The organism is Krasilnikoviella flava (assembly GCF_900167525.1).
Taxonomy (GTDB): domain Bacteria; phylum Actinomycetota; class Actinomycetes; order Actinomycetales; family Cellulomonadaceae; genus Isoptericola; species Isoptericola flavus.
Window position 1 is genome coordinate 231,746 of sequence record NZ_FUZQ01000005.1, and the last position, 26,521, is coordinate 258,266.

Below are 26,521 nucleotides of genomic sequence, written 5' to 3' on the forward strand. Positions count from 1 at the left end.
CTCGTGCCCTCTGCTCGTGCCCTGTCCTCAGGCTCGCAGCGCAGCCCGCGCGTCCGCGGCGGCGGCGGCCGCGGCGGCACGGAGCCCGTCGGCGTCCGGGCCCGCAGCGAGGACGCCGCGGGACGACGACGCCAGGACGTGACGGCGCGCGGCGCCGAAGACCGCGGCGAGCTCCCGCTCCCCCGCGCCCTGCGCGCCCACGCCCGGGGCGAGCAGCGGGCCGTTGACCGCCACGAGGTCCGTGCCGGTCTCGAGCGCGGCGTCCCCGACGGTGGCGCCCACGACGAGGCCGACCGAGCCCATCGGCTCCGCCCCCGCATTCAGCACCGCCGCCTGCGCGGCGACCGCGGCGGCGACGCTCACGCCGTCGGGCCCGACGGCGTGCTGCACCTCGTGCCCCTCCTTGTTGGACGTGAGGCACAGCACGAAGATCCCCCGGCCCGTGCGCGCGGCGAGCTCGGCCGCGGGCGCGAGCGAGCCGAAGCCCAGGTACGGCGACACCGTCACGGCGTCCCCGGCGAGCGGCGAGCCGTCCGCCAGGAAGGCGTCCGCGTACGCGCCCATCGTCGAGCCGATGTCGCCGCGCTTGGCGTCGACGACCGTCAGCGTGCCCACGGCGCGGGACGCGGCGATCACGTCCTCCAGCGCGGCGACGCCGGCCGACCCGTGTCGCTCGAAGAACGCAGCCTGCGGCTTGAACGCCGCCACCCGCCCACCGAGCGCGTCCACGACGCGCAGCCCGAACTCCCGCACCCCGGCGGCATCGTCGCCCAGCCCCCACGCGTCGAGCAGCGACGCGTGGGGGTCGATGCCCACGCACAGGGGCCCGTGGGCGTCCATGGCCGCCGCGAGCCGCGCGCCGAACGGCACCCGGCCCCCCGCGGCCCGCGGCGCGCTCATGCCGGCACCGACGCCGTCGAACCGGCACCGAGGCGCTCGCGCGTGGCGGCCGTGTGCTCCTGCAGGCTCGCGACGTCGAACGGGCCGCCGCGCACCGCCTCGATACCCTGCACCGCCGCGGCGAGCTGGTCCACCGTCGTGATCATCGGCTTGTCGGCCGCCGTCGTGGCCGCCCGGATCTCGTAGCCGTCGGCGCGCGCGCCCTGGCCCGACGGCGAGTTGACCACGAGGTCCACCTCGCCGTCGCTGATGAGGTCGACGATCGTCGGCTCCCCGTCCGCGCCGCGGCCCTCGGAGAACTTGCGGACCACCGTGCTGCCGATGCCGTTGCGGCGCAGCACCTGCGCCGTCCCGGAGGTCGCGAGCACCTCGAAGCCCAGCTCCGCGAGCCGCTTCACCGGGAAGACGATCGAGCGCTTGTCCCGGTCGGCGACTGACACGAACACCCGGCCCGTCGTGGGCAGCCCGCCGAACGCGGCCGCCTGCGACTTCGCGAACGCGTGCGGGAAGTCCTTGTCGAAGCCCATGACCTCGCCCGTGGAGCGCATCTCCGGGCCGAGCACGGTGTCCACGACCTGCCCCTCGGCGGTGCGGAACCGCTTGAACGGCAGCACGGCCTCCTTGACGGCCAGCGGCGCGCCGAGGTCCAGCGTGCCGCCGTCGCCGTCGGCGGGAAGCACGCCCTCGGCGCGCAGATCCGCGATCGACTCCCCCACCATCACCCGGGCCGCGGCCTTGGCGAGCGAGGTGCCCGTCGCCTTCGACACGAACGGGACGGTCCGCGACGCGCGCGGGTTGGCCTCGAGCACGTACAGGACGTCCGAGACGAGCGCGTACTGCACGTTGAGCAGGCCGCGCACGCCGACGCCCTTCGCGATCGCCTCGGTCGAGCGGCGGATCCGCTCGATCTCCGAGGCGGACAGCGACACCGGCGGCAGCACGCACGCCGAGTCGCCGGAGTGGATCCCCGCCTCCTCGATGTGCTCCATGACGCCGCCGAGGAACATCTCCTCGCCGTCGTACAGGGCGTCGACGTCGATCTCCATGGCGTCGTCGAGGAAGCGGTCGATGAGCAGCGGCGCCGGCAGCAGCCCGCCCGCCGTGCGCTCGTCCGCGGCGGCCGCCTCGAGCGCCCGCTCGACGTACTCGGTGAGCTGCTCGACGGAGTACACGATCTCCATGCCGCGCCCGCCCAGCACGTACGACGGGCGGACCAGCACCGGGTAGCCGATGGTCTCGGCGACCTCGCGGGCCTGCCCGAGGGAGCGGGCCGTACCGAACGCGGGGGCCGGCAAGCCGGCGTCGAGCAGGACCTGCCCGAAGATGCCGCGGTCCTCGGCGGCGTCGATCGCCTCGGGCGAGGTGCCGAGGATCGGCACGCCCGCGTCTGCGAGCCGCTGTGCGAGCGCGAGCGGCGTCTGTCCGCCGAGCTGCACGATGACGCCCTTGACGGGACCGGCGGCGAGCTCGGCCGCGTAGACCTCGAGCACGTCCTCGAAGGTGAGGGGCTCGAAGTACAGGCGGTCGGACGTGTCGTAGTCCGTCGAGACCGTCTCGGGGTTGCAGTTGACCATGATGGTGTCGTACCGCTCGGAGAGCGTCAGTGCGGCGTGCACGCACGAGTAGTCGAACTCGATGCCCTGGCCGATCCGGTTCGGGCCGGAGCCCAGGATGATGACGGCCTCGCGGTCGCGGGGCGCCACCTCGGTCTCCTCGTCGTAGGACGAGTAGTGGTACGGCGTGCTGGCGGCGAACTCGGCGGCGCAGGTGTCGACCGTCTTGTAGACGGGCCGGACGCCGAGCGCGTACCGCACCTCGCGGACGGTGGCCTCCCCCGCGGGGCCCATGCCGCGCAGGCGAGCGACCTGCCCGTCGGACAGGCCGTGCCGCTTGGCGCGGCGCAGCACGTCCTCGGTGAGGGTCGCGCTGGCGGCCACCTCGGCGGCGACCTCGTTCATGAGCAGGATCTGGTCGAGGAACCAGGGGTCGATCTTCGTGGCGTCGAAGACGGCCTCGAGGGTGGTGTGCCCGGCGACGACGGCGCGCAGGGCCTGCTGGACGCCGACCATGCGGTGCTCGGTGGGCCGCACGATCTCGACGAGGAGCTGGTCGAGGTCCGCCCCGGACGGCGCGGCGCCGTCCCAGTGGAACGTGACGCCGCCCTTGTCGATGGAGCGCAGCGCCTTGCCGAGCGCCTCGGTGAAGTTGCGCCCGAGGGCCATCGCCTCGCCGACCGACTTCATGGTCGTGGTCAGCGTCGGGTCCGCGGCCGGGAACTTCTCGAAGGCGAAGCGGGGCACCTTGACGACGACGTAGTCGAGCGTGGGCTCGAAGCTGGCCGGGGTGACGCGCGTGATGTCGTTCGGGATCTCGTCGAGCGTGTAGCCGACGGCGAGCTTCGCGGCGATCTTCGCGATCGGGAAGCCGGTCGCCTTGGACGCGAGGGCCGAGGAGCGCGAGACGCGCGGGTTCATCTCGATGACGATGATGCGCCCGGTGTCCGGGTCGACCGCGAACTGGATGTTGCAGCCGCCGGTGTCGACGCCGACCTCGCGGATGACGGCGATGCCGATGTCGCGCAGCCTCTGGTACTCGCGGTCGGTGAGCGTCATCGCGGGCGCGACGGTCACGGAGTCGCCGGTGTGCACGCCGACCGGGTCGACGTTCTCGATCGAGCAGACGACCACGACGTTGTCGTCCTTGTCGCGCATCAGCTCGAGCTCGTACTCCTTCCAGCCGAGGATCGACTCCTCCAGGAGCACCTCGGTGGTCGGCGAGTAGTGCAGGCCCTGGCCGACGATGCGGCGCAGCTCGGGCTCGTCGTAGGCGAAGCCGGAGCCGAGGCCGCCCATGGTGAAGGACGGGCGCACGACCATCGGGTAACCGAGGTCGGCGGCCGCGGAGACGGCCTCCTCGACGGTGTGCACGATGACGGAGCGGGCGGACTCCCCGCCGCACTTGGCGACGACGTCCTTGAACTGCTGGCGGTCCTCGCCCTTCTGGATGGCGGGGATGTTCGCGCCGATGAGCTCGACGTCGTACTTCGCGAGCACGCCGGCCTCGTCCAGGGCGATGGCGGCGTTGAGGGCCGTCTGCCCGCCGAGGGTGGGCAGCAGGGCGTCCGGGCGCTCCTTCGCGATGATCGTCGTGAGCACCTCGGTGGTGATCGGCTCGACGTAGGTGGCGTCGGCGAACTCCGGGTCGGTCATGATCGTGGCCGGGTTCGAGTTCACGAGGATGACGCGCAGGCCCTCCTCCTTGAGCACGCGGCAGGCCTGCGTGCCGGAGTAGTCGAACTCGCAGGCCTGGCCGATGACGATCGGGCCGGAGCCGATGACCAGGACGGAGGAGAGGTCGGAACGGCGGGGCATCAGTTCTCCTTCTCGCCGGCGAGGGCGTGGATCGCCTCGGCGGGGACGGTCACGGGCTCACGGGTGGTCATGAGCTCGACGAAGCGGTCGAACAGGTAGGCGCTGTCGTGCGGGCCGGCGGCGGCCTCGGGGTGGTACTGCACGGAGAAGGCGGGCACGTCGAGCGCCGTCAGCCCTTCGACCACGCGGTCGTTGAGGCCCACGTGCGACACGATGACGCGTCCGTACGCGCGCCCGTCGGTGCGCTCGGCGTCGTACGGGGCGGTGGACACCGCGTCGACGGGGGCGTCGACGGCGAACCCGTGGTTGTGCGCCGTGACCTCGACCTTGTTCGTCGTGCGGTCCATCACGGGCTGGTTGATGCCGCGGTGGCCGTACCCGAGCTTGTAGGTGCCGTAGCCGAGGGCCCGGCCCAGCAGCTGGTTGCCGAAGCAGATGCCGAAGAACGGGATCCCCCGGTCCAGCACGCCCCGCAGGAGCTCGATCTCGTGGCCGGCCGACGACGGGTCGCCGGGGCCGTTGGAGAAGAACACGCCGGCGGGCGAACCGTCGACGGGCAGCAGGGCCTCGACGTCGTCGATCGTCGCGGACTGCGGCACCACGTGCACGCGCACCCCTCGCTCGGCGAGCCGGGCCGGCGTCATCGCCTTGATCCCGAGGTCGACCGCGACGACGGTCGCGACCGGCTCCGCGCCGGCGAACGTGCCGGCCGGCTCGACGACGTAGGCCTCCGTGGTCGTCACCTCCGGCGCCAGGTTGGCCCCGGCCATGGCCGGGGACGCCTGCACCTGCGCGACCAGCTCCGCGACCGGGCGCGCCAGCCCGTCGCGCACGAGCGCGTCGCCGGAGAAGACGCCGGCGCGCATGACGCCGAGCTCGCGCAGGTGGCGGGTGAGCTTGCGGGTGTCGACCTCGCTGATGCCCACGACGCCCTGGGCGACGAGCTCGTCCTCGAGGGACCGGTCGGCGCGCCAGGAGGACACGCGGCGGGCGGGGTCGCGCAGCACGTAGCCGGAGACCCAGATCTTGCCCGACTCCGGGTCCTCGTCGTTGACGCCCGTGTTGCCCACGTGGGGCGCCGTCATCACGACGATCTGCCGGTGGTACGAGGGGTCGGTGAGGGTCTCCTGGTAGCCGGTCATGCCGGTGGAGAAGACGATCTCGCCGAAGGTCGCCCCGCGGGCGCCGTAGGCGCGTCCGCGGGCGACCGTGCCGTCCTCGAGGACGAGGAGCGCCACGTCGGCGGCGGGAGCCGCGGCGGCGCTCGGGGCGGTGCTGGGGAGGGAGCTGGAGGTCACTGCTCGTCCTTCGGTGCGGGGGCGGAGGTCATGAGGTGGCGCACGGCGTCGACCAGGCGGGAGCGGTCGGGCGCGTGGCGCGTGCGCAGGCCGGTGTCGAGGGCGACCGCGGGCACGCCGTCCGCCTCCGGGTCCTCCCAGGTGACGACGACCAGGCCGTCGGCGCCGACGTACTTGCCGGCCATGCCGGGGGCGAGGCCGACGCCGCGCAGCGCGGCCACCGGCGCGAACACGTCGGGTGCGCCGTCACGCTCGACCAGGACGCCGGCGTCGTGCACGGACACGTGGGCGGTGGAGCGGTCCCCGAGGTGGTGCGCGCCGACGCGGGCCAGCCAGTCGCCCGCGAGGGTCGAGGAGACGTAGGTGGCGTCGAGAGGGCCCAGGCGCAGGGCGCCGAGCTCCTCGGGCACGGCGGGCGGGACGGGCACCGTGTCGCGGGTGCGGGCGGCGAGCCGGCGCCGGCCGGTGAGGATCACGAGCAGCAGCAGGACGCCGATCACGACCCATATCCCCACCGCGACGGGCATGGGCAGGTTCATCGCACGCCTCCGCCCACGGCGGTCGATCCCGTCGGGGCCTGCACCGGGGCGCCGTCGAGGACGGTCGCGCGCCCGCGCAGGAAGGTCGCGACGACGCGCCCGGGCAGCTCACGGCCGGCGAACGGCGTGTTGCCGCTCGCCGTAGCCTGCGCCCGGCCGTCCACGGTGCGGGTCGCGGCGGGGTCGACGAGCGTGAGGTTGGCCGGCTCGCCGACGGCGACCGGACGTCCCTGCGTGCCGTCGATCCGCCCGATCCGCGCGGGGTTGGCGGACAGGACGCGCGCGACGTCGGACCAGGTCAGGCGGCCGGTGTCGACCATCGTGGACTGCACGACCGACAGGGCCGTCTCCAGCCCGGTCATGCCGAACGCGGCGGCGCCCCACTCGCAGTCCTTGTCCTCGCGGGTGTGCGGAGCATGGTCGGTGGCGACGATGTCGATGGTCCCGTCGGCGAGGCCCTCGCGCACGGCCTCCACGTCGGCGGCCGTGCGCAGCGGCGGGTTCACCTTGAACGTCGGGTCGTAGGTGCGCGCCAGCTCGTCCGTGAGGATCAGGTGGTGCGGCGTCACCTCGGCGGTGACGTCGATGCCGCGGCCCTTGGCCCAGCGGACGATCTCCACCGACCCGGCGGTCGACAGGTGGCACACGTGCAGGCGCGAGCCGACGTGCTCGGCGAGCAGCACGTCGCGGGCGATGATCGCCTCCTCGGCGACCGCGGGCCAGCCGGCCAGGCCGATCTCCGCCGAGACGACGCCCTCGTTCATCTGGGCGCCCTCGGTGAGGCGCGGTTCCTGCGCGTGCTGCGCGACGACGCCGTCGAACGCCTTGACGTACTCCAGCGCGCGGCGCATGAGGATCGGGTCGTGCACGCACTTGCCGTCGTCGGAGAAGACGCGCACGTGGGCGGCCGAGTCGGCCATCGCGCCGAGCTCCGCGAGGCGCTCCCCGCCCAGGCCGACCGTCACCGCGCCGACCGGGTGCACGTCCACCCAGCCCGCCTCCTGGCCGAGGCGCCAGACCTGCTCGACGACGCCCGCGGTGTCCGCGACCGGCGACGTGTTCGCCATGGCGTGCACGGCGGTGAAGCCGCCCGCGGCCGCGGCACGCGTGCCGGACGCGACCGTCTCGGCGTCCTCGCGGCCCGGCTCGCGCAGGTGGGTGTGCAGGTCGACCAGGCCGGGCAGCAGCACGTACCCGTCGGCGGCGACCTCGACGACGTCCGACCCGTCCGGCACGTCGGCCGTCCCGGGAGCGGCGATCTGGGTGATCACGCCGTCCGCGAGGACGACGTCGGCGGGCTCGCCGCCCAGGGGTCGGGGTCCGCGGAGTACATAGGTGGTGGTCACAGGGCGGTCCCTTCGGTGGCGGGCGTGGTGGAGCCGGACAGCAGCAGGTAGAGCGCGGCCATGCGCACCGCGACCCCGTTCGCGACCTGCTCCACGATGACGGCGCGGTCGGAGTCCGCCGCCTCGGCGGAGATCTCCAGACCCCGGTTCATCGGTCCGGGATGCATGACGATCGAGTGCGCCGGCAGCACGGCCAAGCGGCGGGCGTCGAGGCCGAAGTAGCGGGTGTACTCCAGCGGGCTCGGGAAGAACGCGCCCGCGCCGCCTGACATCCGCTCGCGCTGCACCCGCAGCATCATCACGGCGTCGGGCTGCCAGTCGGCGAGGGTGGCGTCCAGGTCGTAGGACGTGCGGCACGGCCAGGCCTCGACCCCGATCGGGAGCAGCGTGGGCGGCGCGACCAGCGTCACCTCCGCGCCGAGCGTGCGCAACAGCCACACGTTCGCCCGCGCGACGCGCGAGTGCAGGACGTCGCCCACGATCGCGACCTTGACGCCGACAAGGTCCGCACCGACGCCGTCGTCCCCGCCGCGGCGCAGGCCGCCGCCGTGGCCGCCGAGGTGCCGGCGGATCGTGTACGCATCGAGCAGCGCCTGCGTCGGGTGCATGTGGGTGCCGTCGCCGGCGTTGAGCACTGCCGCATCGAGCCAGCCCGCGTGCGCGAGCTGGTAGGGGGCACCCGACGCCCAGTGGCGCACCACCACGGCGTCGGCCCCCATGGCGTGCAGGGTGAGCGCCGTGTCCTTGAGGGACTCGCCCTTGGAGACGCTCGACCCCTTGGCCGAGAAGTTGATGACGTCCGCCGACAGCCGCTTGGCGGCCGTCTCGAACGAGATGCGGGTGCGGGTGGAGTCCTCGAAGAAGAGGTTGACCACGGTGCGGCCGCGCAGCGTCGGGAGCTTCTTGATCTCGCGGGACTGCGTCGCGGCCATCTGCGCGGCGGTGTCCAGGAGCTCGATCGCCTCGTCCTTGGCGAGGTCGGCGGTGGAGAGCAGGTGCTTCATCGCTCGCCCCCCTCGCCCGGGACGACAGCTCCGGGCTCGCGCCCGCTGATCACCACAGCGTCGGTGCCGTCGACCTCCGCGAGCAGCACGCGCACGCGCTCGCTCTGCGCGGTGGGGAGGTTCTTGCCGACGAAGTCCGGGCGGATGGGCAGCTCGCGGTGGCCCCGGTCCACGAGGCACGCGAGGCGCACGGCCTGCGGCCGGCCGAGATCACCGATGGCGTCGAGCGCCGCGCGGATCGTCCGTCCGGAGAAGAGGACGTCGTCGACGAGGACGAGGGTCTTGCCCTCGATCCCCGCGGCGGGCAGCCGGGTGACGCCGACGGCGCGGGTGGGCTGACGACGCAGGTCGTCGCGGTACATGGTGACGTCGAGCTCGCCGAGGTCGCGCTCGGGGTCGAACGCCGGGTCGATGCTCGCGAGCCGCTGCGCGAGGCGGGCGGCGAGAGTGACCCCGCGGGTGGGGATGCCGAGCAGGACGACGTCCTGGGCACCCTTGGCGCGCTCGACGATCTCGTGCGCGATGCGGGTGAGGGCGCGGGCGACGTCGCTCGCGCCGAGCACGACGGTCCCCTCGGGGACGTCGCGCGGGTCAGGTGTTCCGGGCATACCGGTGCCAGCAGTCACTGGCGACCTCCTTCTCCGCCTCACGGGACGGTGTTAAAGGGTGTCTGTCGTCGATCCCGACGCCCCGTGAACCGGTGTCCAGAGGTGCCGTTACCGACATCGCCCACTGTATCCCGTGCGCGCCGTCGGGCCCGAAGGGCTGCTCACGATGCGGGCGCGGCGTGCGTCACATCCCCGCCACGCCCCCGACGCAGCACAGGCGGCTGCCCGCGCACCCGGCCGGGTGTGCGGGCAGCCGCCTGTGCGGTGAGCCGGTGCGGAGCAGCGTCAGATCAGCAGCGTCGGCTTGATGTCGACGAGGCGACCCAGGAGGCCGTTGACGAACGACGGCGAGTCGTCCGTCGAGAGCTGGCCTGCGAGGTCGACCGCCTCGTCCACCGCGACGGCGTCGGGGACGTCGTCGTTGTACAGCAGCTCCCAGGTGCCGATGCGCAGCAGCGCGCGGTCGACCGCGGGCATGCGGTCCACCGTCCACCCCTGCGAGTAGGTGGCCAGCAGCTCGTCGATCCGCTCGCGGTGCGTGACGACACCCTCGACGAGGTCGACCGTGTACTGCGGCACCGCCGCCTCGGTGTGCGGCTCGATCACGCGGTCGGCGACCAGCACCTGCGGGTCCAGCCCGCGCTGCTCCGCCTCGAAGAGGATGTCGACGGCGCGCTTGCGCGCCTTGGTCCGTGCGCCCATGTCAGCGGGCCCGTCAGTCGTTCACGCGGCCGAGGTACGACCCGTCACGCGTGTCGACCTTGACCTTGGTGCCCTGCTCGAGGAACAGCGGGACCTGGATCTCCGCGCCCGTCTCGAGGGTGGCGGGCTTGGTGCCGCCGGTGGAACGGTCGCCCTGCAGGCCCGGCTCCGTGTAGGTGATCTCGAGGACCACGGACGACGGGAGCTCGACGTACAGCGGGGTGCCGTCGTTCGACGCGACCATGATGTTCATGCCCTCGAGCATGTAGTTGCTCGCGTCGCCGACCGTGGCGGCGGGCACGGTGATCTGGTCGTAGGTGTCGGTGTCCATGAACACGTAGTCGGCGCCGTCCATGTACAGGTACTGGAAGTCGCGACGGTCCACGCTCGCGGTCTCGACCTTGGTGCCCGCGTTGAAGGTCTTGTCGACGACCTTGCCCGACAGGACGTTCTTCATCTTGGTGCGGACGAACGCGCCACCCTTGCCCGGCTTGACGTGCTGGAACTCGATGATCGTCCAGAGCTGACCGTCGATGCGGAGCACGGTGCCGTTCTTGATGTCGTTGGAGGTAGCCACGATTCTTGTTCGTCCTCGGGGTCGGGGTACGGAGCAGATGTCGACGTTCCGGGCCGCAGAGGGCCCGGGACATTCTACAGCGCCCCGAGCAGCGTGTGTCCCGCGATACCGAGCGCCGCCGACCACGCGAGCGACGCCAGCGTGCCGACCACGAACCGCTCGCTGGCGACGGGGTGCTCGCGCAGCTCCGGGAACCGCCCGAGCCCCTTCACCGCGACGACCACGGCGACGCCCTCCGGGTAGCCGGCGAGCAGGGACCCCGTGACGCACAGCCGCTCGAGCAGCCCGATCCAGGTACCCCCGCGCAGGACGGCCACCGCCTCGGCCGCGACCTGCGGCTCGCGCTCCGCGTGCCGCAACACCCACGGGACGAGCCCGGCGCCGCCACCCACGCTCGCCGCGAGCCCCACGACCCAGACCGCGACATCTGCCGCCACCGCCGCGAAGCTCATCGTCCCCGCTCCTCCCCGACGTCCCGCGACCCGTCGCCGGCCGCACCGTCCCTCTCGTCCACACCGTCCGCGTCGTCCGCGTCGTCCATGTCGTCATCGCTCACCGGCTCCGCCCCCGCAGCGCGAAGGAGCCGGGCCGCCAGCGGACGGACCGCCGCATCCTCGGCCCACAGGGCCGCTCGCAGCCGCTGGCTCACCGCCTGCTCGCTCACCCTCAGCACCGCCGCCGACGCGCGCTGCGGGGCGGGGCCCCGCTGAGCGACGAGCGTATCCACCGCCTCCCACCCGGCCGGGGATCGGCGCGCGACGACTGCCCCCAACAGGTGCAGCAGCGCCTGCGCGTCGGCGGCGACCGTGGCTCGCGGCTCCTCGTCCGGGCCCACCACGGCGACGGGCACGCTCCCCCGCCCACGCCGCCTCGCCCGCTCAACGGCGGTCCGCGCCCGGACGAACGCCGGCCCAGACGCCGCCCGCGACGCGGCCGGGAGCGGCCGGACGACGCCGCCGAGGCCGATCCCGACGGACCAGCCGCCGTCCCGCACGAGTTCGAGCACCAGGTCGACGGTGAGCGCGGCGCCGTCGTCGGTGGCGTCGAGCACCCCCTGGACCTCGTCGCCGACCGTGCGGTCGAACGGGAGCACGACCCCCGGCCGCGCGGCCGACCGTGCGGCGACGATCGCGAGGGCCTCGGGCACGCGGTCGACACCGCGCCGGCTCCCTCGCTGGTCCGCTGTCACGACGATCATCGCTCAAGGCTAGACGCTTGTGATGCCCAATTCAACGCTCCGCCCTTGCTTTTCCTCAAGGCCTCACGCTGGACGGTGCGCTCTTCAGCTCTGCAGCTTGTGCTTCAGCGCGCTCAGGGCCAGTCGGTAGGAGTCGAAGCCAAAGCCGGCGACCGTCCCCGTCGCGATCCCGGCGACCACCGAGTAGTGCCGGAACGACTCCCGCGAGGCCGGGTTCGACAGATGCACCTCGACCAGCAGCAGACCCGACGTCGTGACCTGCGCGGCCGCGTCGCGCAGGGCGTAGCTGTAGTGGGTGAACGCCGCCGGGTTCAGGACGACGTGCGCGCGGGCGTCGACCGCCTCGTGCAGCCAGCCCACGAGCTCGGACTCGTCGTCCGTCTGGCGCACGTCGACCGTGACACCCAGCTCGCTCCCCCAGACCGCGGCCTCGCGCTCGAGGTCGGCCATGGACGCGTGGCCGTAGATCTCGGGCTCGCGCACGCCGAGCCGACCGAGGTTGGGACCGTTGAGGACGAGGACGTGAGTCATGGCCCGAGGGTACGGCGGCACCCGCGCCGGCGTCCCCGGCGTCCGCCCCGCCGGCCATGCCGGGCCGCGCCGGACGAGACCGCCCTGGCCGCCTCCTACTCCGGCTCGTCGACGAGCAGCCGGCGCGGACCGGGGCCGTCGTGGCCGAGCGCGTCGTGGGGGTTGGCCAGCACGCACCGGCTCAGGGACAGGCACCCGCAACCGATGCAGTCGGTGAGGTCGTCGCGCAGGCGCTCGAGCTGCTCGATCCGCGCGTCGAGGTCCGTGCGCCAGGCCTTGGACAGGCGTTCCCAGTCGCGGACGTTCGGCGCGCGGTCGGCGGGCAGGGTCCCGAGCGCCTCGGCGATCCGCGCGAGCGGGATCCCGACCCGCTGCGAGACCCGGATGAACGACACCCGGCGCAGGACGTCGCGCCGGTACCGGCGCTGGTTGCCCGACGTGCGACGGCTGGCGATGAGCCCGCGCCGCTCGTAGAAGTGGAGCGCGGAAACGGCGACGCCGCTGCGCGCGGCCACCTCCCCCACGGTGAGCTCGACGTGGTCCCACGCGACCCTCTCGGGCGCCTGCTCCGGCACGGTGCTCGTCCTTCCGTCGACCTATTGACCTGAACCATAGTTCAGGTCCCAGCATGGCGGCATGGACGCCATCCGCCACCACAGCTTCGGCCCGCCCGAGACCCTCGTCCTCGAGCAGGTCCCCGACCCCGAACCCGGTCCGGGCCAGGTGCTCGTCGCCGCCCGCGCGCACGGCGTGCACCTGCTGGACACCACGCTGCGCCGCGGCGAGGACTCCGGCCCGTTGCCGCTGCCCGCACTGCCTGCGATCCCCGGGCGCGAGGTCGCCGGCACGGTGGTCGCCGTCGGACCGGACGTCGACGGGTCGTGGCTCGGCGCCCGGGTCGCCGCACACCTCGGCGCCATCCCGGACGGCGGCGGGTACGCGCGCCTCGCCGCCGCGCCGGTGGGGTCGCTGCACCGGCTGCCCGAGCGGCTCGGCCTCGCGGAGGCCGTCGCCATGATCGGCACCGGCCGGATGGCCCTCATGACGCTGGAGGTCGCGCAGCCGGGCCCCGACGACGTCGTCGTGCTCACCGCCGCAGCCGGCGGGCTCGGCTCCCTGTTCGTGCAGTCGGCCCTCGGCGCCGGCGCACGCGTGCTCGCGCTGGCCGGCGGACCGCGCAAGGTCCGGGCCGTGCGCGGGCTCGTGCCCGACGCCGGGCACCGGGTCGCCGTCGTCGACGTGGACGCACCCGGCTGGCCTGCCGACGCACGCACCGCGCTCGGTCGGCTGCACGCCGGCGCCGCGACCATCCTGATCGACGGCGTCGGCGGTGAGCTGGGCGCCGAGGCGGCCGCGCTGCTCGGCCCCGGCGGGCGGCTCGTCGTGCAGGGCTGGGCGTCGGGACTCCCCAACCCCGTGGCCGCGAGCGCCGTCACACCGGACGGCGACCCGGTCGAGGTGCGCGCCGTCGTCGGCCCGGGCGGGCCGCGGTTCGGCGACCTGCGCGAGTACCAGCGCCGGGCCCTGGAGCGTGCCGCGTCGGGCTCGTGGCGGGTCCTGACCCACCGGGTGGCGTTCGCGGAGGCCGCCAGGGCGCACCGGGAGCTCGAGGAGCGCCGCACGGTGGGCAAGGTCGTCCTCGGGTGACCGCCGTCGCAGGTGCCGGGCGCGGACCGGTCACGAATGCTCTCGCATTCCCGTCGGGTGTACGGGATGCTGCCGATGAGGACGGCGTCCCGGCACGGTCCACCTGAGACACGGTCCACCTGAGAGCAGCACCCGCACGTCCGCACGCACCGGGCCTGCACGTCGGCCCGCACCCCACCCCCCTGCACGGTCGTCCCCCCGACGAGGAGCCCCGATGTCCCTGTCCTCGAATCCCCACACGTCCTCCGTCTCACCCGCCGGGCTGCGCGCCGCGCTCGGCGAGTCCTCGCCCGTCGTCACCCCCCAGGACGAGGGCTACGCCGCCGCCCGGGCGATCGAGCCCGGCGGCGTCGACCACCGCCCCGCGGCCGTCGTGCGCCCGGCCGACACCCAGGGTGTGGCCCGCGCCGTGCACCTCGCTCACGACGCGGGGGCCGAGGTGTCCGTACGGGCGGGCGGGCACTCGGTGTTCGGCCTGGGCGCCGCCGACGGCGCCGTCACGCTCGACCTGCGCGGCCTGGACGGCATCGAGCTCGACGTCGACGGGCGGACCGCCTGGGCCGGCGGCGGCATCACGGCGGGAGCGTACTCGCGCGCCGCCGGCGAGCACGGCCTCGCGACCCCGTTCGGCGACACCGGCACGGTGGGCGTCGGCGGCATCACGCTGGGCGGCGGGGTCGGGCTGCTCTCGCGCTCCCTCGGCATGACCATCGACAGCCTGCTCGGCGCCGAGGTCGTCACCGCCGACGGCCAGGTGGTCCTCACGGACGCCGACCGCGAGCCCGACCTGTTCTGGGCGTTGCGCGGCGGAGGCGGGAACTTCGGTGTCGTGACCCGGTTCCGCTTCGCCCTGCACGAGGTGTCGCAGGTGGTGGGCGGGGTGCTCCTCATGCCGGCCACCGCGGCGAGCATCGCCGGCGTCGTCGCGGCGGCCGACGCCGCCCCGGCCGGGCTGACCGTCATCGCCATGGTGATGACGGCGCCGCCGATGCCGATGGTCCCCGCCGAGTGGCACGGGCGCGTGGTCGTGATGGCCAACACCTGCTGGTCCGGCCCGCTCGACGAGGCCGACACGGCCCTCGCGCCCCTGCGCGACGTCGCCGCCCGCGCGGGCGGCGCGCTGCTCGACGGCCTGCGGACCGCGCCCTACTCCACCCTGCTGGAGGGCGGGCCGCCCGGCGGGCCGGTCGTTGCGACGGGGCGCACGTTCTTCGCCGACGGCGTCGACGAGGCAGCGGCCGCGCACCTGCTGGAGCAGCTGCAGAGCTCCGACGCGATGATGCGCGCGGCGCAGCTGCGCGTGCTGGGCGGCGCGGTGGCGGACGTCCCTTCGGACGCGACGGCGTACGCGCACCGCGCCGCTCGCGTCGTCGGCAACGTCGCGGCCGTGGCGCCGGACGCGGCGACCGCCCGCGGCTACCGCCCCTGGGTGGATGCGCTGGCCGACCGGCTGCGCGGCGGCGACGGCGCGTACGTGAACTTCAGCCTCGACGGCGGCCTCGACACCGCGCGGGCCGCCTACCCGGGCGCCACGTGGGACCGGCTGCGCGCGGTCAAGCGGCGCTGGGACCCGCAGAACCTGTTCCGCGGCAACGTCAACGTGCCTCCCGCCTAGCCGGCGGTCGTCAGCGCGCCCGCGCGTCGATCTCGTCGCGGCGGGCCGCCACGATCCGGTCGAGGACGTCGTCGGGCAGGGGCGAGTCGGGCTGGAAGGAGACGGACCCCTTGGTGGTGCGGAAGCCCTGCAGCTCGTCCGCGAGCGCCGTGATCACGTCCGGGCTGAACGGGTAGACGCCCAGGTGCGTGCGGGTCACCATCACGCTCACCAGGGGGCTGCCGCGGTAGCGCAGGGCGGGCATGCCGTAGCTGCGCCCCTCCTCGACGCCGGGCACGAGCGCGCGGGCGCGTTCGTACACGCGCGCCACCGCGTCGCGTTCCGGCCCGGACAGGGTGGTCAGGTAGTCCTCGACGTCTCCCACCGACCCATCGTGCGTCCCGACGTCACGTCGCGCCACGCCGCGTCGTCGGAGTACGGGGCGGAGAGCCCGCCCCGCGGAAGGATGGCAGCATGCGACGCACGGACAGCCCCGCACGCCGACGCCCCGCGCGTGCGACGGAGGCGACCACCGACCTCGAGGACCTGCGCCGCGTCGCGTTCGGCGCCGCCTACCGCATGCTCGGCAGCGTCACGGAGGCCGAGGACGTCGCGCAGGAGGCCATGCTGCGCGTCGCCCCCGTGGGGGTCGTCGACGCGGCGGTCGTGAATCCGGCCGCGTACACCACGACGGTGGCGACGCGGATCGCGCTGGACGTGCTGCGCTCGGCACGGGTGCGGCGCGAGTCGTACGTGGGCGAGTGGGTGCCCGAGCCCCTCGTGGGCGACGTCGTGGCCGCGGGGTCGGCGGGCCGGGAGGCCGCCGCGCACGCGGAGCTGGCCGACGACCTGTCGACGGCGTTCCTCGTGCTGCTGGAGACCCTGACGCCGGCCGAGCGGGCGGCGTTCCTGCTGCACGACGTGTTCGGCTACCCGCACCGCGAGTCGGCGCAGGTGATCGGCACGACGGAGCTGGCGGCCCGGCAGCTCGCGTCGCGGGCCCGGCGCAGGGTCGCGGCCCGGCAGGACGCTGCGGCGGAGGGCCGGGCGGTCCGGCCCGACCCGCACGCCCAGGAGCTGGTGCGGCGGTTCATCGCGGCGACCGAGGAGGGCGACGTCGATGCCCTGGTGGAGCTGCTCGCGGACGACGTGGCGCTCACCGGCGACAGCGGGGGCAACGTCCCGGTGGGGCTGGCGGTGTCGCGCCCGGTCTCGGGGAACGTGGCGGTCGCCCGGCTGCTGTCGGGGTTCGCCCGCCGGTCCGCGCCGGCGCGCATCGAGGCAGCCGTGGTCAACGGCGGGCCGGGCATGATCGCGTACGCCGACGCGTCCGTGGGCGGCGGCGTCATCGGCACGTACGCCCTGCAGGTCGCGGACGGCCGCATCACACGGATCGACGGGGTCATCAACCCGGAGAAGCTGCGACACCTGGCGCCGCTGGCCGACCTGGAGGCCGTGGCCGCCGCGCTCAAGGGCGCGGGGCGGCGCCGTCGGGCCGCGCAGGCTCCCGACGTCCCACCGTCACCTTGAGCATGAGCAGCAGGCCGGCGAGGATCACCGCGACGATGCCGAGCGTGCCCCAGATGGTGGCGCCCGTGAGGGCGACCAGGAGCGTCCACATCGACGGGGCGAGGAACGACACCGCGCGGCCGGTCGTCGCGTAGAGGCCGAAGATCTCCGACTCGCGACCGACCGGGGCGACCCGGGCGAGCAGCGAGCGGGACGCCGCCTGCGCGGGGCCGACGAAGCACGTGAGGGCGAGGCCGGCCGCCCAGAACACGGCCGGCCCGAGCGGGTGCAGCCCCACCACGAGCAGGCCGCAGACCACGAGGCCGCTCAGGGCGCCGACGATGACCGCCCGCGGGCCGAACCGGTCATCGAGCCGCCCGGCGAGGATCGTGCTCAGGCCGGCGAGCAGGTTGGCGGCGATGCCGAACACCATCACGGCGTTGTCGCCGAACCGGAACGACACCGCGGCGATGACGGCGCCGAAGGTGAAGACGGCGGACAGCCCGTCGCGGTAGACGGCGCTCGCGAGCAGGAACCAGAACGTGGGCCGCTCGTGCCGGTAGAGGGCCCGGACGTCGCGCACGAGGACGGCGTACCCGGCGAAGAAACCGACCCGCGGGCGGTCGGTCGCGGGCGGGGCCTCGGGCACGTAGCGGAACAGCGGCCAGGCGAACGCGACGGCCCACAGGGCGCAGCCGAGGGCGATCACCCGGTAGGCGAGCCCGTCGTCGGTGGGCATGCCCCACCAGTCGAACGTCGTCGCGACCACGACGGCCACGAGCGCGACGATCCCGCCCAGGTATCCGAGCCCCCAGCCGAGGCCGGACACCCGGCCGACGGTGGCCCGCGTGGAGACCTGCACGAGCATGGCGTTGTAGTTCACGCCCGCGATCTCGCTCGCGACGCTGCCGAGGGAGACGAGGGCCGCGCCCAGCACGAACCACGCCGGGTCCGCGCGGACCGCGAACAGGGCGGCCATGCAGGCGACCATCAGCAGGGTCGCGCCGCCCACCCACGCCTTGCGGCGGCCCTCGACGTCGGCGCGGCGCCCCAGCACGGGCGCGAGCGCGGCGACGAGGAGGCCACCGATCGTGATCCACAGTCCCAGCCCGCTCGTGAGGCCGGCGAGGGCTCGCTCGTGCACCGGGTCCGTCGCCGGGAGGGCCGCCACCTCGGCCTGCAGGAAGTCGTCGCTGGTGAGGTACAGCGCCGTGAAGACGAACGTGACGATCACCGTGTTGAACGGCTGCGTCGCCCAGTCCCACATCGCCCAGGAGACCACCTGACGTCGCGGCACCGGTGCCGCGGCGGCGGCCGGCGGCGTCGCGTCGTCGTGCCGGGAGCCGTGCGGCTGCGGGGTGCCGGGGGCGGCATGGGTGCCGGCACGGTGTCCGGTGGGGTCCGGCACTGCCGGGCGGTCGCTCATGAGGCTGCAGTCTGCCGGACGCCGGCGCCCGGCGGGAGGGGCGCGACCGCGCGCCGCGCTCCGGACCTGCGGATACGATCGCGACGTGCACGACCCGGCCCCTCCACCGCCCCGGCAGCCGACTGCCGCCGGCGCCTGGCGGGCCGACCGGCTCCTGGGTCCCGCGTTCGAGGAGCGGTCGCTCGGCGCCGCCACCCTGGTGCGGGCGGTCGACCGGCCCGACCGGCCCCGCGCCGTGGTGCTGCACGTGCACGGGTACAACGACTACTTCTTCCAGTCCCCTCTCGCGCAGGCGTTCCGTGCCGCGGGGTACACGTTCTGCGCCGTCGACCTGCGCCGGGCCGGGCGGTCGCTGCTCGACGGCGGCCCCGCCGCCCGCGACCCGCTGCCCCCGCACTACGTCGCGAGCCTGCGCGAGGCGGGCGCGGACCTGTCCGCCGCGGCGCGCGCCGCCCGGGCTCTCGAGCCCGGCCTGCCGCTCGTGGTGCACGCGCACTCCACGGGCGGGCTCACCGCCGCCCTCTGGGCGCACGCCTCGCGCCACGACCCGCAGCACCGGCCCGACCTGCTCGTGCTCGACTCCCCGTTCTTGTCCCTCAGCGGCACGCGCCTGCAGGTCGCCGGCCGGTCGGCGGTGCTCGAGGTGCTCGGGCGGCGCCACCCGCTCGCCGTCGTCAGCGCCCACCCGTCCGTGTACGCCGCGCACCAGCACGCCTCCCACGGTGGGCGGTGGGAGTTCGACACCACGCTCAAGCGCCCCGAAGGACTGCCGGCGCGCGCCGGCTGGCTGCGCACCGTGACCCGGGCGCAGGCCCGCCTGGCCCGCGGCCTCGCCGTGCCGGGCCCCGTGCTCGTCGCGCGCAGCGACTCCTCCGGCCCCGACCGACCGGACAACCCGCGCCTCGACGCCCAGGACACCGTGCTCGACGTCGGGCGGATCGCCGCCCTCGCGCACCGCGTCGGGCCCGACGTGGCCGAGCTCGCCGTGCCGGGCGGCGTGCACGACCTCGCGCTCTCCGCGGACGGGCCCCGGCGCGCCTACCTCGACGGCCTCCTGTCCTGGCTCGGCTCCCGGCTGCCGGGCGTCCAGGCCCCGGACGCCCGCAGCGATCGTCCCCGCGACGACCGACCCCGCGACGACGAGGAGCGACCATGAGACCCGCACCCCCGCACCCCTACCTCGACCCGCGCGGGCCGGACGGCGCGCCCCTGGAGGTGGTCGCACTCGCGCACCGCGGGTTCTCCTACGGCAGGTCGAACCTGGAGAACTCGCTGGCGGCGTTCGGCGCGGCGGTGGACCTGGGTTTCCGGTACGTCGAGACCGACGCCCACGGCACCGCCGACGGCGTCGCCGTCGCCCTGCACGACGCGTCCCTCGACCGCACCACCGACGCGACGGGGCGGGTGGCCGAGCTGCCGTGGTCGGTGGTGCGGCACGCGCGCATCGGCGGCACGGAGCCGGTCCCTCGCCTGGACGAGGTCCTCGGCACGTGGCCCGACCTGCGCGTCAACATCGACGTCAAGGAGGACTCCGGGGTCGGGCCCACCGCGGACGCGATCGAGCGCACCGGCGCGCACGACCGCGTGTGCGTCACCTCGTTCGACGTCGGCCGCCGCCGCGCGACCCTCGCCCGACTGTCCCGCCCGGTCACGACGTCGGCGGGCCGCCGCGAGGTGGTGGGCTTCCTGGCGGGTGCCCGCCTGCGGGCCGACGCGCTCGCCCGCCGGGCGCTGCGCGAGGTGGACGCCCTGCAGGTACCCGTCACCGAGGGCCGCGTGCGGGTGGTCGACGCCGTCTCCGTGGCGGCCGCGCACCGCGCCGGACGGCAGGTGCACGTGTGGACGATCAACACCCCCGGGGAGATGGGCCGGCTCCTGGACCTCGGCGTCGACGGGATCGTCACGGACCGCGCGGACCTGCTGCGCGACGTGCTCGTCGCTCGCGGCCTCTGGGGCTGAGCCGCCCGGGCGGCGGTCAGGCCCGGCCGGAGGCGGCGCTCACGACCGTCGGTGCGCCGGTCCCCCCGATCCCTGTCCCGCCCACGGGCTCGACGCCCCAGGTGTCGCGCACCAGGTCGCGCCCGCTCGCGGTGAGCCGCAGCCCGCGGCCGCTCGACCGTGCCACCCACCCCGCCGCCAGGAACCGCGCGCCGACGGCCGCGCCGAGCGAGCCCGCCAGGTGCACCCGCCGCTCCGTCCAGTCGAGACAGGCCCGCGTCGTCGGGCGCCGGGCGGCCACGGCACCGTCGACATCGACGCCGAGACCGCGGAGGCCGTCGGCGCCGGCGCCGGTGAGCGCGAGGTCCTCGGGGTCGGCCAGCCAGCCCGCGGTCACCCAGGCCTCGGCGAGGCCGACGCCGAGCCGCCCGGCCAGGTGGTCGTAGCAGAACCGCGCCGCGGCCAGCCGGTCCGCCTCCCGGGTGCGGCGGAACCCCACCGCGGGCACCGGGACCGCCAGGGCGCCGAGGGCCTCCAGGGCGTCGGCCACCTCCGGCCCCGCGAGCGCGTAGTACCGGTGCCGCCCTCGGGCCCGGCCCGTCACGAGCCCGGCGGCGGCGAGTACCGCCAGGTGCTCCGACGCGGCGGGCGCCCCCACCCCGGCGGCCCGCGCCAGCTCGCCCGCCGGGCGCGCCGTGCCGTCCATGAGCAGGCCGACCATCGCCGAGCGCGCGGGCGCCGCCAGTGCCCGCCCGACGACCGTGAAGTCCCGGTCCCTTCCCGTGCTCGCGTCCACGTGCCGACCCTACGGCGACGACGGTTCGGCGCGCACCGAAACGTCCCCGGCCTAGCGTCCCGGCATGAGCACACCCACGCACCCCACGCCCGCCCCGCAGGACCTCGAGGTCGTCCTGCCCCGCCGGCCCGACGCGCTGGCAGACCTCGGCGAGGCGCTCGGCCGCGCCGGCGTCAGCCTGGAGGGCGGCGGCGTGACCACCGTGGCCGGCCGCACCGTGGCGCACTTCCTCGTCGACGACGGGCCCCGTGCGCTGGCCGCCCTCGCGGCCACGGGTCTCGGCCCCGCCGTCGCCCGCGACGTCGTGACGACGCGCCTGGCCCAGGACGTCCCCGGGCAGATGGGCGCCTTCGGGCGACGGCTCGGCGACGCGGGCGTCGCGGTCCAGCACCTGTACAGCGACCACGACGGCAACCTCGTGCTGCTCGTCGCGGACGACGACCTCCCGGCGTGCCGGGACGTCGTGAGCGCCTGGGGCGCCGACCGTGAGGCCGTGCGCCGGGCGGGCTAGAGGCCGAGCTGGACGGTCACCCCGGGCCGGCCGGCCGGCGGCTCCTTCGAGACCTCCGCGTACGCGGCGGCGAGCAGCGTCGGGTCAGGGCCCTCGAGGCGGGTGGGCTTCGCGACGTCGTCCAGCACGACGAAGCGCAGCAGGTTGCCGCGCGTCTTCTTGTCGCGCTGCATGGCGGCGAGGAGCTTGTCCCAGCGGTCGCCGCGGTACGTGGTGGGCAGGCCGAGGGAGTCCAGGATCGCCCGGTGGCGGTCCACGACCGCGTCGTCGAGCTTGCCGCCCAGGCGGGCGAGCTCGGCGGCGAAGACCATGCCGACCGCCACGGCCGCACCGTGCCGCCACTGGTAGCGCTCGGTGAGCTCGACGGCGTGGCCCAGGGTGTGCCCGTAGTTGAGGATCTCGCGCAGCCCCTGCTCGGTGAGGTCCTCCCCGACCACGCCCGCCTTGACCCGCACCGACCGCTCGATGAGCTCGGCCAGCACGGCCCAGGTCGCCTCGCTGGCGTCGGCGCCCTTCCACCCGCGCAGGTCGTCGGCGTGCTCCTCGACGAGCTCCAGGATGCGCGGGTCGGCGATGAAGCCGGTCTTGACGACCTCCGCCATCCCGGCGACGAGGTCCCACCGGTCGAGCGACTCGAGGGCGGCCAGGTCGCACAGCACCCCGGCGGGCGGGTGGAACGCGCCCACGAGGTTCTTGCCCTCGGCCGTGTTGATGCCCGTCTTGCCGCCCACGGCGGCGTCCACCATGGCCAGCAGCGTGGTGGGCACGTGCACGACCTTGATGCCGCGCAACCACGTCGCGGCGACGAACCCGGCGAGATCCGTCGTCGCGCCACCGCCCACCGACACGATCGCGTCGGAGCGGGTGAAGTCGGCCTGGCCGAGCACCTGCCAGCAGAACGCCGCGACCTGCGCCGTCTTCTGCTCCTCGGCGTCGGGCAGCTCCACGGCGAACGCCTCGTAGCCCTGGGCGACGAGGTCCTCGCGCACCGCCTCGCCCGTGGTCTGCAGGGACGCAGGGTGCATGACGAGCACGCGGCGCACCGCGTCCCCGAGCATCACCGGCAGCTCACCGAGCAGGTGCCGTCCCACGACGACGTCGTACGGCTGCGCGCCGTTCACGGTCACCCGGACCGTCATGCCTGGACCTCCTGTGCTGATGGGTCTTCCCCGCCACCCGCCGGAGCGCCGACGACGCCGGCGTGCACCTGCGCGGCGACCTCCTGCGGGGGGCGTTCGTCCGAGACGACGTGCACCGTGGCCAGCCGCTCGTAGGTGGGTCGGCGCAGCTGCATCAGCTCGACCCACCGCGCGCGGGGGTTGCCGACCAGCAGCGGGCGGGACTGGTTGAAGCCGACGCGCGGTGCTGCGTGCGCCAGCGAGACGTCGAGGAACACGACCGCGCCACCGCCGGCGACATAGCCCTCGAGCGCCCGCTGCGTGTGCTCGTCCATCACGGCGCCGCCGCCGAGCGCGAGCACGCCCGGGTGCGACGCCAGCGCCGTGGTGACCGCCTCGCGCTCGAGCTGGCGGAAGTGCGGCTCGCCGTCGACGACGAAGATCTCCGCGACGGCCTTGCCTGCGGTCTCCTCGACGTCCGCGTCGGTGTCCCGGAACGCGACCCCGAGCCGCTGCGCGAGCAGCCGTCCGACCGTCGTCTTGCCGCTGCCGGGCGGGCCGATGAGGACCACCCGGGGCACCCCCGCCGTCATCGCAGCAGCTCGGGGATCGACGCGAGGTACGCCTCGGAGTTGCGCCGTACCTCGGCCACCGAGTCGCCACCGAACTTCTCGACGACGGCCTGCGCCAGCTCCAGCGCCACCATCGCCTCGGCGACGACGGCGGCGGGCGGCACGGCGCACACGTCCGAGCGCTGGTGGTGCGCGGTGACGGCCTCGCCCGTGGCGACGTCCACGGTCGCCAGCGCGCGCGGCACCGTGGAGATGGGCTTCATCGCGGCACGCACCCGCAGCACCTCGCCGTTCGACATGCCGCCCTCGATGCCGCCCGCGCGGTTGGAGCGGCGGTGGATGTGGCCGTCGCCGCCGCGCTCGATCTCGTCGTGCGCTGCCGTGCCCCGCCGGCGGGCGGTGCGGAAGCCGTCGCCGACCTCGACGCCCTTGATGGCCTGGATGCCCATGAGCGCGCTCGCCAGGCGGGCGTCCAGGCGCCGGTCGCCCTGCACGTAGGAGCCGAGACCGGTGGGCACGTCGTAGGCGAGCACCTCGACGACGCCGCCGAGGGTGTCGCCGTCCTTGCGGCACTCGTCGATCTCCGCGACCATCGCCGCGCTCGTCGTGGCGTCGAAGCAGCGCACCGGGTCGGCGTCCAGCCCGGCGACGTCGTCGGGGGCGGGCAGGTCGGCCCCCTCGGGGACCTCGACCGGGCCGATCGCCACGACATGCGACACGAGCCGCACCCCGACGGCCTGCTCGAGGAACTTCGCCGCGACCAGGCCCAGCGCGACGCGCGTCGCGGTCTCCCGCGCCGACGCGCGCTCCAGCACCGGGCGGGCGTCGTCGAAGCCGTACTTGCGCATCCCGACGAGGTCGGCGTGCCCCGGGCGCGGGCGGGTGAGGGGACGGTTGCGGGCGATCTCGCGCTCGTCGCCGGTGCCGGCGTCGACGAGGAGCGCCTCGCGCGGCACCGGGTCCGGCGACATGACCTCGGTCCACTTGGGCCACTCGCTGTTGGCGATCTCGAAGGACAGCGGGCCGCCCTGCGTGACGCCGTGGCGCAGGCCGCCCAGCACGCGCACGGCGTCCTGCTCGAACTTCATGCGGGCGCCGCGGCCGTAGCCCAGGCGGCGGCGGGCGAGCGCCGCCTGGATGTCCGCCGTCACGACCTCGACGCCCGCCGGCAGCCCCTCCAGCATCCCGACGAGTGACGGACCGTGCGACTCCCCCGACGTCATCCAGCGCAGCATGCCTGCGATTCTTCCACGCCTGCAGCCGGGGTCGGTCCGGTGGTCAGCGTGCGGACGCCGGGGCGTCGAGCACCCGGGCGAGCGCGGCGTCCATGGTCGCGACCGGGGCCGTGCGCCCGGTCATGAGCCGCACCTGCTCCACGGCCTGGTGCAGCAGCATCCGTTCGCCCCCGACGACCGTGCCGCCGGCGGCCGACCAGGCGGTCGAGAGCGCGGTGGGGCGCGGGTCGTAGACGACGTCGAGCAGCACCCCGGCCGGGGTCCCGCCGTGCGCGGCGATCGCGGCGGCCACCGGGTCCGCCGCGTACGCGGGCATCGTCGAGACGACGACGTCGGCGTCCAGCAGCGCGCCGAGGGACGCCGACGCGTCCAGGACCTCGAAGCGCGGGGTCACCCCCATGCGGGCCGCGGCCTCCTGCAGCCCGGACGACCGGCCGAGCGAGCGCACCAGCACCCGCGGCGTCGTGCAGCCGAGCTCGCCGAGGGCGGCGAGGGTCGACGCCGCGGTGGCGCCGCCGCCGAGGACGACGGCCGAGGCCGCCCCGGCGTCCCGGCCGCGCCCCTGGACGGCGAAGCCCTCGCGCAGCGCGGTGACCAGGCCGTACACGTCCGTGTTGGTGCCCGTGAGGGTCACGCCGCACTGGGCGGGCGCCACCAGCACCGTGTTCACGGCGCCCACGGCGACCGCGAGCGGGTCCACGTGGTCCACCAGGTCGATGATCGCCTGCTTGAGCGGCATCGTGACGCTCAGGCCGGCCCAGGCGAGGTCCAGACCGCGCACCAGGTCCGGCAGGTCCGCCACGGTGGTGTCGATCGCGGAGTACTCCCAGCCCTCGAGGCCGAGAGCGTCGTACGCGGCGGTGTGCAGCACGGGCGAGAGGGAGTGTGCGACGGGGTGACCGAGCACCGCCGCACGTCGGGAGACGGTCATGTCAGCCGGCGTTCTCCTCTTGCCACTTCTTCAGCTCGGCGCGGTACCTCTCGTGCTCCTCGTTGGTCGAGGAGAACTTGGTCTCGCCCGTGTCCAAGTTCACGGTGATCCAGAACAGCCAGTCACCGTCGGCGGGGTGCCCCACGGCGTCGATCGACGCGGCGCCCGGGTTCGCGATCGGGGTCGGCGGGAGGCCGACGTGCGCGTAGGTGGAGTACGGGTCGTCCGGGTTCCGCACGTCGTCCGAGGAGAGCTGGGTGCCCGGCTTGCCCAGGCCGTAGGCGCTCGTGGCGTCGATCTGGAGCGGCATGTCGCTGTCCAGCCGGTTCTCGATGGCCCGTGCCATCTTGGGGCGGTCCTCGTCGTGCTTCGCCTCGCGCTCGACGAGGGACGCCTTGATCAGGGTGGACTCCCAGTCCTCCTTGGCCACCCCCGCCGACTCGAGCTCCTTGGTGGTCTGCTTCACCATGTCCGTCAGCAGGCTCGTGGCGTCGTCGCCCGGCTGCACGCTGTACGTCTGGGGGAACAGCCAGCCCTCGGCATTGCCGTCCGCCTGCTTCGGCAGCCCGAAGGAGGCCGGGTCGTCCAACGCCTTCTCGAGCTCCTCCTTGGTGATGGTCGTCACCGACGGCACCCGCTCGACGATCTGCGCGACCGTGTACCCCTCGGGGATCGTCACGTTCGTCTGCAGCTTCTCGTTGCGCACCAGCGCGGCGACCGCGTCCGAGGCCTTCATCTCGGCCTGCAGCTGGTAGGTGCCGGGCTGGATGCCCGCCGCAGCCGGGTTCTCGCCGAACGCCTGGGTGAACGCGCCGGTGCTGGCGACGACACCCGCGTCCAGCAACACGGTCGCCATCTGGTTGCCGGTGGCGCCCTCGGGGATCACGACCTCGACCGGGTCACCGCCCGGGCCCGGGTAGTCCTCGGCCTGGGACCCGATGAACGGGAGGCCGCCGACGAGGGAGTCCATCCGGTCCCACAGCAGGTAGGCGCCCGCCCCGACGAAGCCGAGCACCACGACCAGCACCACCGCGGTGCGCTGGCGACGCCGGCGCTTGCGCTTGGCGGCGGCCCTCCGGCTGGCGGCCGAGCGGCGCCGCGTGGGTGCCGCCGGCGCCTCCTGGAGGGCGGGGTGCTCGAAGAGGTCCGTCACGCCGAGTTCTTCCTTCT

Annotated in this window: 27 protein-coding genes; 6 read left to right on the forward strand and 21 right to left on the reverse strand. The window is 74.8% G+C overall.

Going from position 1 to position 26,521, the window contains the following annotated elements:
* Positions 1-27 precede the first annotated feature (27 nt).
* The 13 genes from pyrF to soxR all read right to left on the reverse strand — a co-directional run bounded on the left by pyrF (position 28) and on the right by soxR (position 12,649).
* Entirely contained in the window at positions 28-900 is an 873-nt protein-coding gene (pyrF, locus tag B5Y66_RS14630) for an orotidine-5'-phosphate decarboxylase (RefSeq protein ID WP_079575228.1), read from the reverse strand.
* Positions 897-4,271 carry a carbamoyl-phosphate synthase large subunit gene (gene carB, locus B5Y66_RS14635; RefSeq protein ID WP_079575229.1) on the reverse strand — a complete coding sequence of 1,125 codons (3,375 nt, stop codon included), beginning with the start codon at positions 4,269-4,271 and terminating at the stop codon, positions 897-899. Before carB ends, pyrF begins: the two co-directional genes overlap by 4 nt.
* A complete protein-coding gene (gene carA / locus B5Y66_RS14640) occupies positions 4,271-5,569 on the reverse strand; it encodes a glutamine-hydrolyzing carbamoyl-phosphate synthase small subunit (protein WP_217700812.1) in 1,299 nt (432 codons plus the stop codon). The genes carB and carA overlap by 1 nt, the downstream gene beginning before the upstream one ends.
* Entirely contained in the window at positions 5,566-6,108 is a 543-nt protein-coding gene (locus B5Y66_RS14645) for a PH-like domain-containing protein (protein ID WP_079575230.1), read from the reverse strand. The genes carA and B5Y66_RS14645 overlap by 4 nt, the downstream gene beginning before the upstream one ends.
* Positions 6,105-7,454: a dihydroorotase gene (locus B5Y66_RS14650; protein ID WP_079575231.1), complete on the reverse strand. Its 1,350-nt coding sequence runs from the start codon at positions 7,452-7,454 to the stop codon at positions 6,105-6,107. The genes B5Y66_RS14645 and B5Y66_RS14650 overlap by 4 nt, the downstream gene beginning before the upstream one ends.
* Positions 7,451-8,458 (reverse strand): aspartate carbamoyltransferase catalytic subunit, encoded by a 1,008-nt coding sequence (locus tag B5Y66_RS14655; RefSeq protein ID WP_079575232.1) that lies wholly within the window; start codon positions 8,456-8,458, stop codon positions 7,451-7,453. Before B5Y66_RS14655 ends, B5Y66_RS14650 begins: the two co-directional genes overlap by 4 nt.
* Entirely contained in the window at positions 8,455-9,084 is a 630-nt protein-coding gene (gene pyrR / locus B5Y66_RS14660) for a bifunctional pyr operon transcriptional regulator/uracil phosphoribosyltransferase PyrR (protein ID WP_407656392.1), read from the reverse strand. Before pyrR ends, B5Y66_RS14655 begins: the two co-directional genes overlap by 4 nt.
* A gap of 267 nt (positions 9,085-9,351) precedes the next feature.
* Entirely contained in the window at positions 9,352-9,768 is a 417-nt protein-coding gene (nusB, locus tag B5Y66_RS14665; RefSeq protein WP_079575234.1) for a transcription antitermination factor NusB, read from the reverse strand.
* A 13-nt stretch (positions 9,769-9,781) separates the two neighbouring features.
* Complete coding sequence (efp, locus tag B5Y66_RS14670; RefSeq protein WP_079575235.1) at positions 9,782-10,345, reverse strand: elongation factor P; 564 nt, start codon at positions 10,343-10,345, stop codon at positions 9,782-9,784.
* Positions 10,346-10,419: 74 nt separating this feature from the next.
* Entirely contained in the window at positions 10,420-10,797 is a 378-nt protein-coding gene (locus B5Y66_RS14675) for a hypothetical protein (protein WP_079575236.1), read from the reverse strand.
* A complete protein-coding gene (locus B5Y66_RS14680) occupies positions 10,794-11,543 on the reverse strand; it encodes a SatD family protein (RefSeq protein ID WP_245807134.1) in 750 nt (249 codons plus the stop codon). Before B5Y66_RS14680 ends, B5Y66_RS14675 begins: the two co-directional genes overlap by 4 nt.
* An 84-nt stretch (positions 11,544-11,627) precedes the next feature.
* Positions 11,628-12,074 carry a type II 3-dehydroquinate dehydratase gene (locus tag B5Y66_RS14685; RefSeq protein ID WP_079575237.1) on the reverse strand — a complete coding sequence of 149 codons (447 nt, stop codon included), beginning with the start codon at positions 12,072-12,074 and terminating at the stop codon, positions 11,628-11,630.
* A gap of 95 nt (positions 12,075-12,169) precedes the next feature.
* The gene (soxR, locus tag B5Y66_RS14690; RefSeq protein ID WP_079575238.1) at positions 12,170-12,649 is read right to left on the reverse strand and encodes a redox-sensitive transcriptional activator SoxR; all 480 of its coding nucleotides are present in this window, start codon (positions 12,647-12,649) and stop codon (positions 12,170-12,172) included.
* Positions 12,650-12,710: 61 nt separating this feature from the next.
* Here soxR and B5Y66_RS14695 point away from each other — a divergent pair, with 61 nt between their 5' ends.
* Both B5Y66_RS14695 and B5Y66_RS14700 read left to right on the forward strand, forming a co-directional pair.
* Positions 12,711-13,721, forward strand: coding sequence for an alcohol dehydrogenase catalytic domain-containing protein (locus B5Y66_RS14695; RefSeq protein ID WP_079575239.1), 1,011 nt, complete (start codon positions 12,711-12,713; stop codon positions 13,719-13,721).
* A 214-nt stretch (positions 13,722-13,935) separates the two neighbouring features.
* Positions 13,936-15,336 (forward strand): FAD-binding oxidoreductase, encoded by a 1,401-nt coding sequence (locus B5Y66_RS14700; protein WP_079575240.1) that lies wholly within the window; start codon positions 13,936-13,938, stop codon positions 15,334-15,336.
* Between the two features lie 10 nt (positions 15,337-15,346).
* Here B5Y66_RS14700 and B5Y66_RS14705 read toward each other — a convergent pair whose 3' ends face one another.
* The gene (locus B5Y66_RS14705) at positions 15,347-15,700 is read right to left on the reverse strand and encodes an iron chaperone (protein ID WP_079575241.1); all 354 of its coding nucleotides are present in this window, start codon (positions 15,698-15,700) and stop codon (positions 15,347-15,349) included.
* Positions 15,701-15,789: 89 nt separating this feature from the next.
* On the opposite strand from B5Y66_RS14705, the gene sigJ reads away from it, so the two are divergent.
* Entirely contained in the window at positions 15,790-16,845 is a 1,056-nt protein-coding gene (gene sigJ / locus B5Y66_RS14710; RefSeq protein ID WP_079575242.1) for an RNA polymerase sigma factor SigJ, read from the forward strand.
* Here the strand turns inward: sigJ and B5Y66_RS14715 are convergent.
* Positions 16,784-18,250, reverse strand: coding sequence for an MFS transporter (locus B5Y66_RS14715; protein WP_079575243.1), 1,467 nt, complete (start codon positions 18,248-18,250; stop codon positions 16,784-16,786). The genes sigJ and B5Y66_RS14715 overlap by 62 nt on opposite strands.
* 85 nt (positions 18,251-18,335) lie before the next feature.
* Between B5Y66_RS14715 and B5Y66_RS14720 the strand changes: the two genes are divergently transcribed.
* Together B5Y66_RS14720 and B5Y66_RS14725 are read left to right on the forward strand one after the other, a co-directional pair.
* Positions 18,336-19,406 carry an alpha/beta hydrolase gene (locus B5Y66_RS14720; protein WP_245807135.1) on the forward strand — a complete coding sequence of 357 codons (1,071 nt, stop codon included), beginning with the start codon at positions 18,336-18,338 and terminating at the stop codon, positions 19,404-19,406.
* Positions 19,403-20,209 carry a glycerophosphodiester phosphodiesterase family protein gene (locus B5Y66_RS14725; protein WP_079575245.1) on the forward strand — a complete coding sequence of 269 codons (807 nt, stop codon included), beginning with the start codon at positions 19,403-19,405 and terminating at the stop codon, positions 20,207-20,209. The genes B5Y66_RS14720 and B5Y66_RS14725 overlap by 4 nt, the downstream gene beginning before the upstream one ends.
* Positions 20,210-20,225: 16 nt before the next feature.
* On the opposite strand, the gene B5Y66_RS14730 is transcribed toward B5Y66_RS14725, so the two are convergent.
* Positions 20,226-20,984 (reverse strand): ArsR/SmtB family transcription factor, encoded by a 759-nt coding sequence (locus B5Y66_RS14730; RefSeq protein ID WP_245807136.1) that lies wholly within the window; start codon positions 20,982-20,984, stop codon positions 20,226-20,228.
* 64 nt (positions 20,985-21,048) lie between these two features.
* On the opposite strand from B5Y66_RS14730, the gene B5Y66_RS14735 reads away from it, so the two are divergent.
* Positions 21,049-21,495, forward strand: a complete 447-nt coding sequence (locus B5Y66_RS14735) for a PB1 domain-containing protein (protein ID WP_079575246.1) — start codon at positions 21,049-21,051, stop codon at positions 21,493-21,495.
* On the opposite strand, the gene aroB is transcribed toward B5Y66_RS14735, so the two are convergent.
* Genes aroB through mltG form a run of 5 tightly spaced genes read right to left on the reverse strand, consistent with a single transcriptional unit; the run spans position 21,492 to position 26,504 of the window.
* On the reverse strand, positions 21,492-22,634 hold the full coding sequence (aroB, locus tag B5Y66_RS14740) for a 3-dehydroquinate synthase (RefSeq protein WP_079575247.1): 1,143 nt from the start codon (positions 22,632-22,634) through the stop codon (positions 21,492-21,494). The two genes, B5Y66_RS14735 and aroB, sit on opposite strands and share 4 nt — an antisense overlap.
* Positions 22,631-23,206: a shikimate kinase gene (locus tag B5Y66_RS14745; RefSeq protein WP_079575248.1), complete on the reverse strand. Its 576-nt coding sequence runs from the start codon at positions 23,204-23,206 to the stop codon at positions 22,631-22,633. The genes aroB and B5Y66_RS14745 overlap by 4 nt, the downstream gene beginning before the upstream one ends.
* Positions 23,203-24,420, reverse strand: a complete 1,218-nt coding sequence (aroC, locus tag B5Y66_RS14750) for a chorismate synthase (protein WP_079575249.1) — start codon at positions 24,418-24,420, stop codon at positions 23,203-23,205. The genes B5Y66_RS14745 and aroC overlap by 4 nt, the downstream gene beginning before the upstream one ends.
* A gap of 43 nt (positions 24,421-24,463) precedes the next feature.
* On the reverse strand, positions 24,464-25,351 hold the full coding sequence (locus B5Y66_RS14755; protein WP_079575250.1) for a shikimate dehydrogenase: 888 nt from the start codon (positions 25,349-25,351) through the stop codon (positions 24,464-24,466).
* Position 25,352: 1 nt separating this feature from the next.
* Positions 25,353-26,504 (reverse strand): endolytic transglycosylase MltG, encoded by a 1,152-nt coding sequence (gene mltG / locus B5Y66_RS14760; RefSeq protein WP_079575251.1) that lies wholly within the window; start codon positions 26,502-26,504, stop codon positions 25,353-25,355.
* Positions 26,505-26,521 lie beyond the last annotated feature (17 nt).

Coding starts and splice junctions, on each gene's coding strand:
- nusB (WP_079575234.1), bottom strand. CDS start 9,768: ATGGGCGCACGGACCAAGGCGCGCAAGCGCGCCGTCGACATCCTCTTC.
- B5Y66_RS14700 (WP_079575240.1), top strand. CDS start 13,936: ATGTCCCTGTCCTCGAATCCCCACACGTCCTCCGTCTCACCCGCCGGG.
- B5Y66_RS14725 (WP_079575245.1), top strand. CDS start 19,403: ATGAGACCCGCACCCCCGCACCCCTACCTCGACCCGCGCGGGCCGGAC.
- B5Y66_RS14685 (WP_079575237.1), bottom strand. CDS start 12,074: ATGACTCACGTCCTCGTCCTCAACGGTCCCAACCTCGGTCGGCTCGGC.
- B5Y66_RS14715 (WP_079575243.1), bottom strand. CDS start 18,250: ATGAGCGACCGCCCGGCAGTGCCGGACCCCACCGGACACCGTGCCGGC.
- B5Y66_RS14735 (WP_079575246.1), top strand. CDS start 21,049: ATGAGCACACCCACGCACCCCACGCCCGCCCCGCAGGACCTCGAGGTC.
- aroC (WP_079575249.1), bottom strand. CDS start 24,420: ATGCTGCGCTGGATGACGTCGGGGGAGTCGCACGGTCCGTCACTCGTC.
- B5Y66_RS14645 (WP_079575230.1), bottom strand. CDS start 6,108: ATGAACCTGCCCATGCCCGTCGCGGTGGGGATATGGGTCGTGATCGGC.
- B5Y66_RS14655 (WP_079575232.1), bottom strand. CDS start 8,458: ATGAAGCACCTGCTCTCCACCGCCGACCTCGCCAAGGACGAGGCGATC.
- carB (WP_079575229.1), bottom strand. CDS start 4,271: ATGCCCCGCCGTTCCGACCTCTCCTCCGTCCTGGTCATCGGCTCCGGC.
- aroB (WP_079575247.1), bottom strand. CDS start 22,634: ATGACGGTCCGGGTGACCGTGAACGGCGCGCAGCCGTACGACGTCGTC.
- B5Y66_RS14755 (WP_079575250.1), bottom strand. CDS start 25,351: ATGACCGTCTCCCGACGTGCGGCGGTGCTCGGTCACCCCGTCGCACAC.
- sigJ (WP_079575242.1), top strand. CDS start 15,790: ATGCGACGCACGGACAGCCCCGCACGCCGACGCCCCGCGCGTGCGACG.
- pyrF (WP_079575228.1), bottom strand. CDS start 900: ATGAGCGCGCCGCGGGCCGCGGGGGGCCGGGTGCCGTTCGGCGCGCGG.
- B5Y66_RS14745 (WP_079575248.1), bottom strand. CDS start 23,206: ATGACGGCGGGGGTGCCCCGGGTGGTCCTCATCGGCCCGCCCGGCAGC.
- B5Y66_RS14680 (WP_245807134.1), bottom strand. CDS start 11,543: ATGATCGTCGTGACAGCGGACCAGCGAGGGAGCCGGCGCGGTGTCGAC.
- B5Y66_RS14695 (WP_079575239.1), top strand. CDS start 12,711: ATGGACGCCATCCGCCACCACAGCTTCGGCCCGCCCGAGACCCTCGTC.
- B5Y66_RS14675 (WP_079575236.1), bottom strand. CDS start 10,797: ATGAGCTTCGCGGCGGTGGCGGCAGATGTCGCGGTCTGGGTCGTGGGG.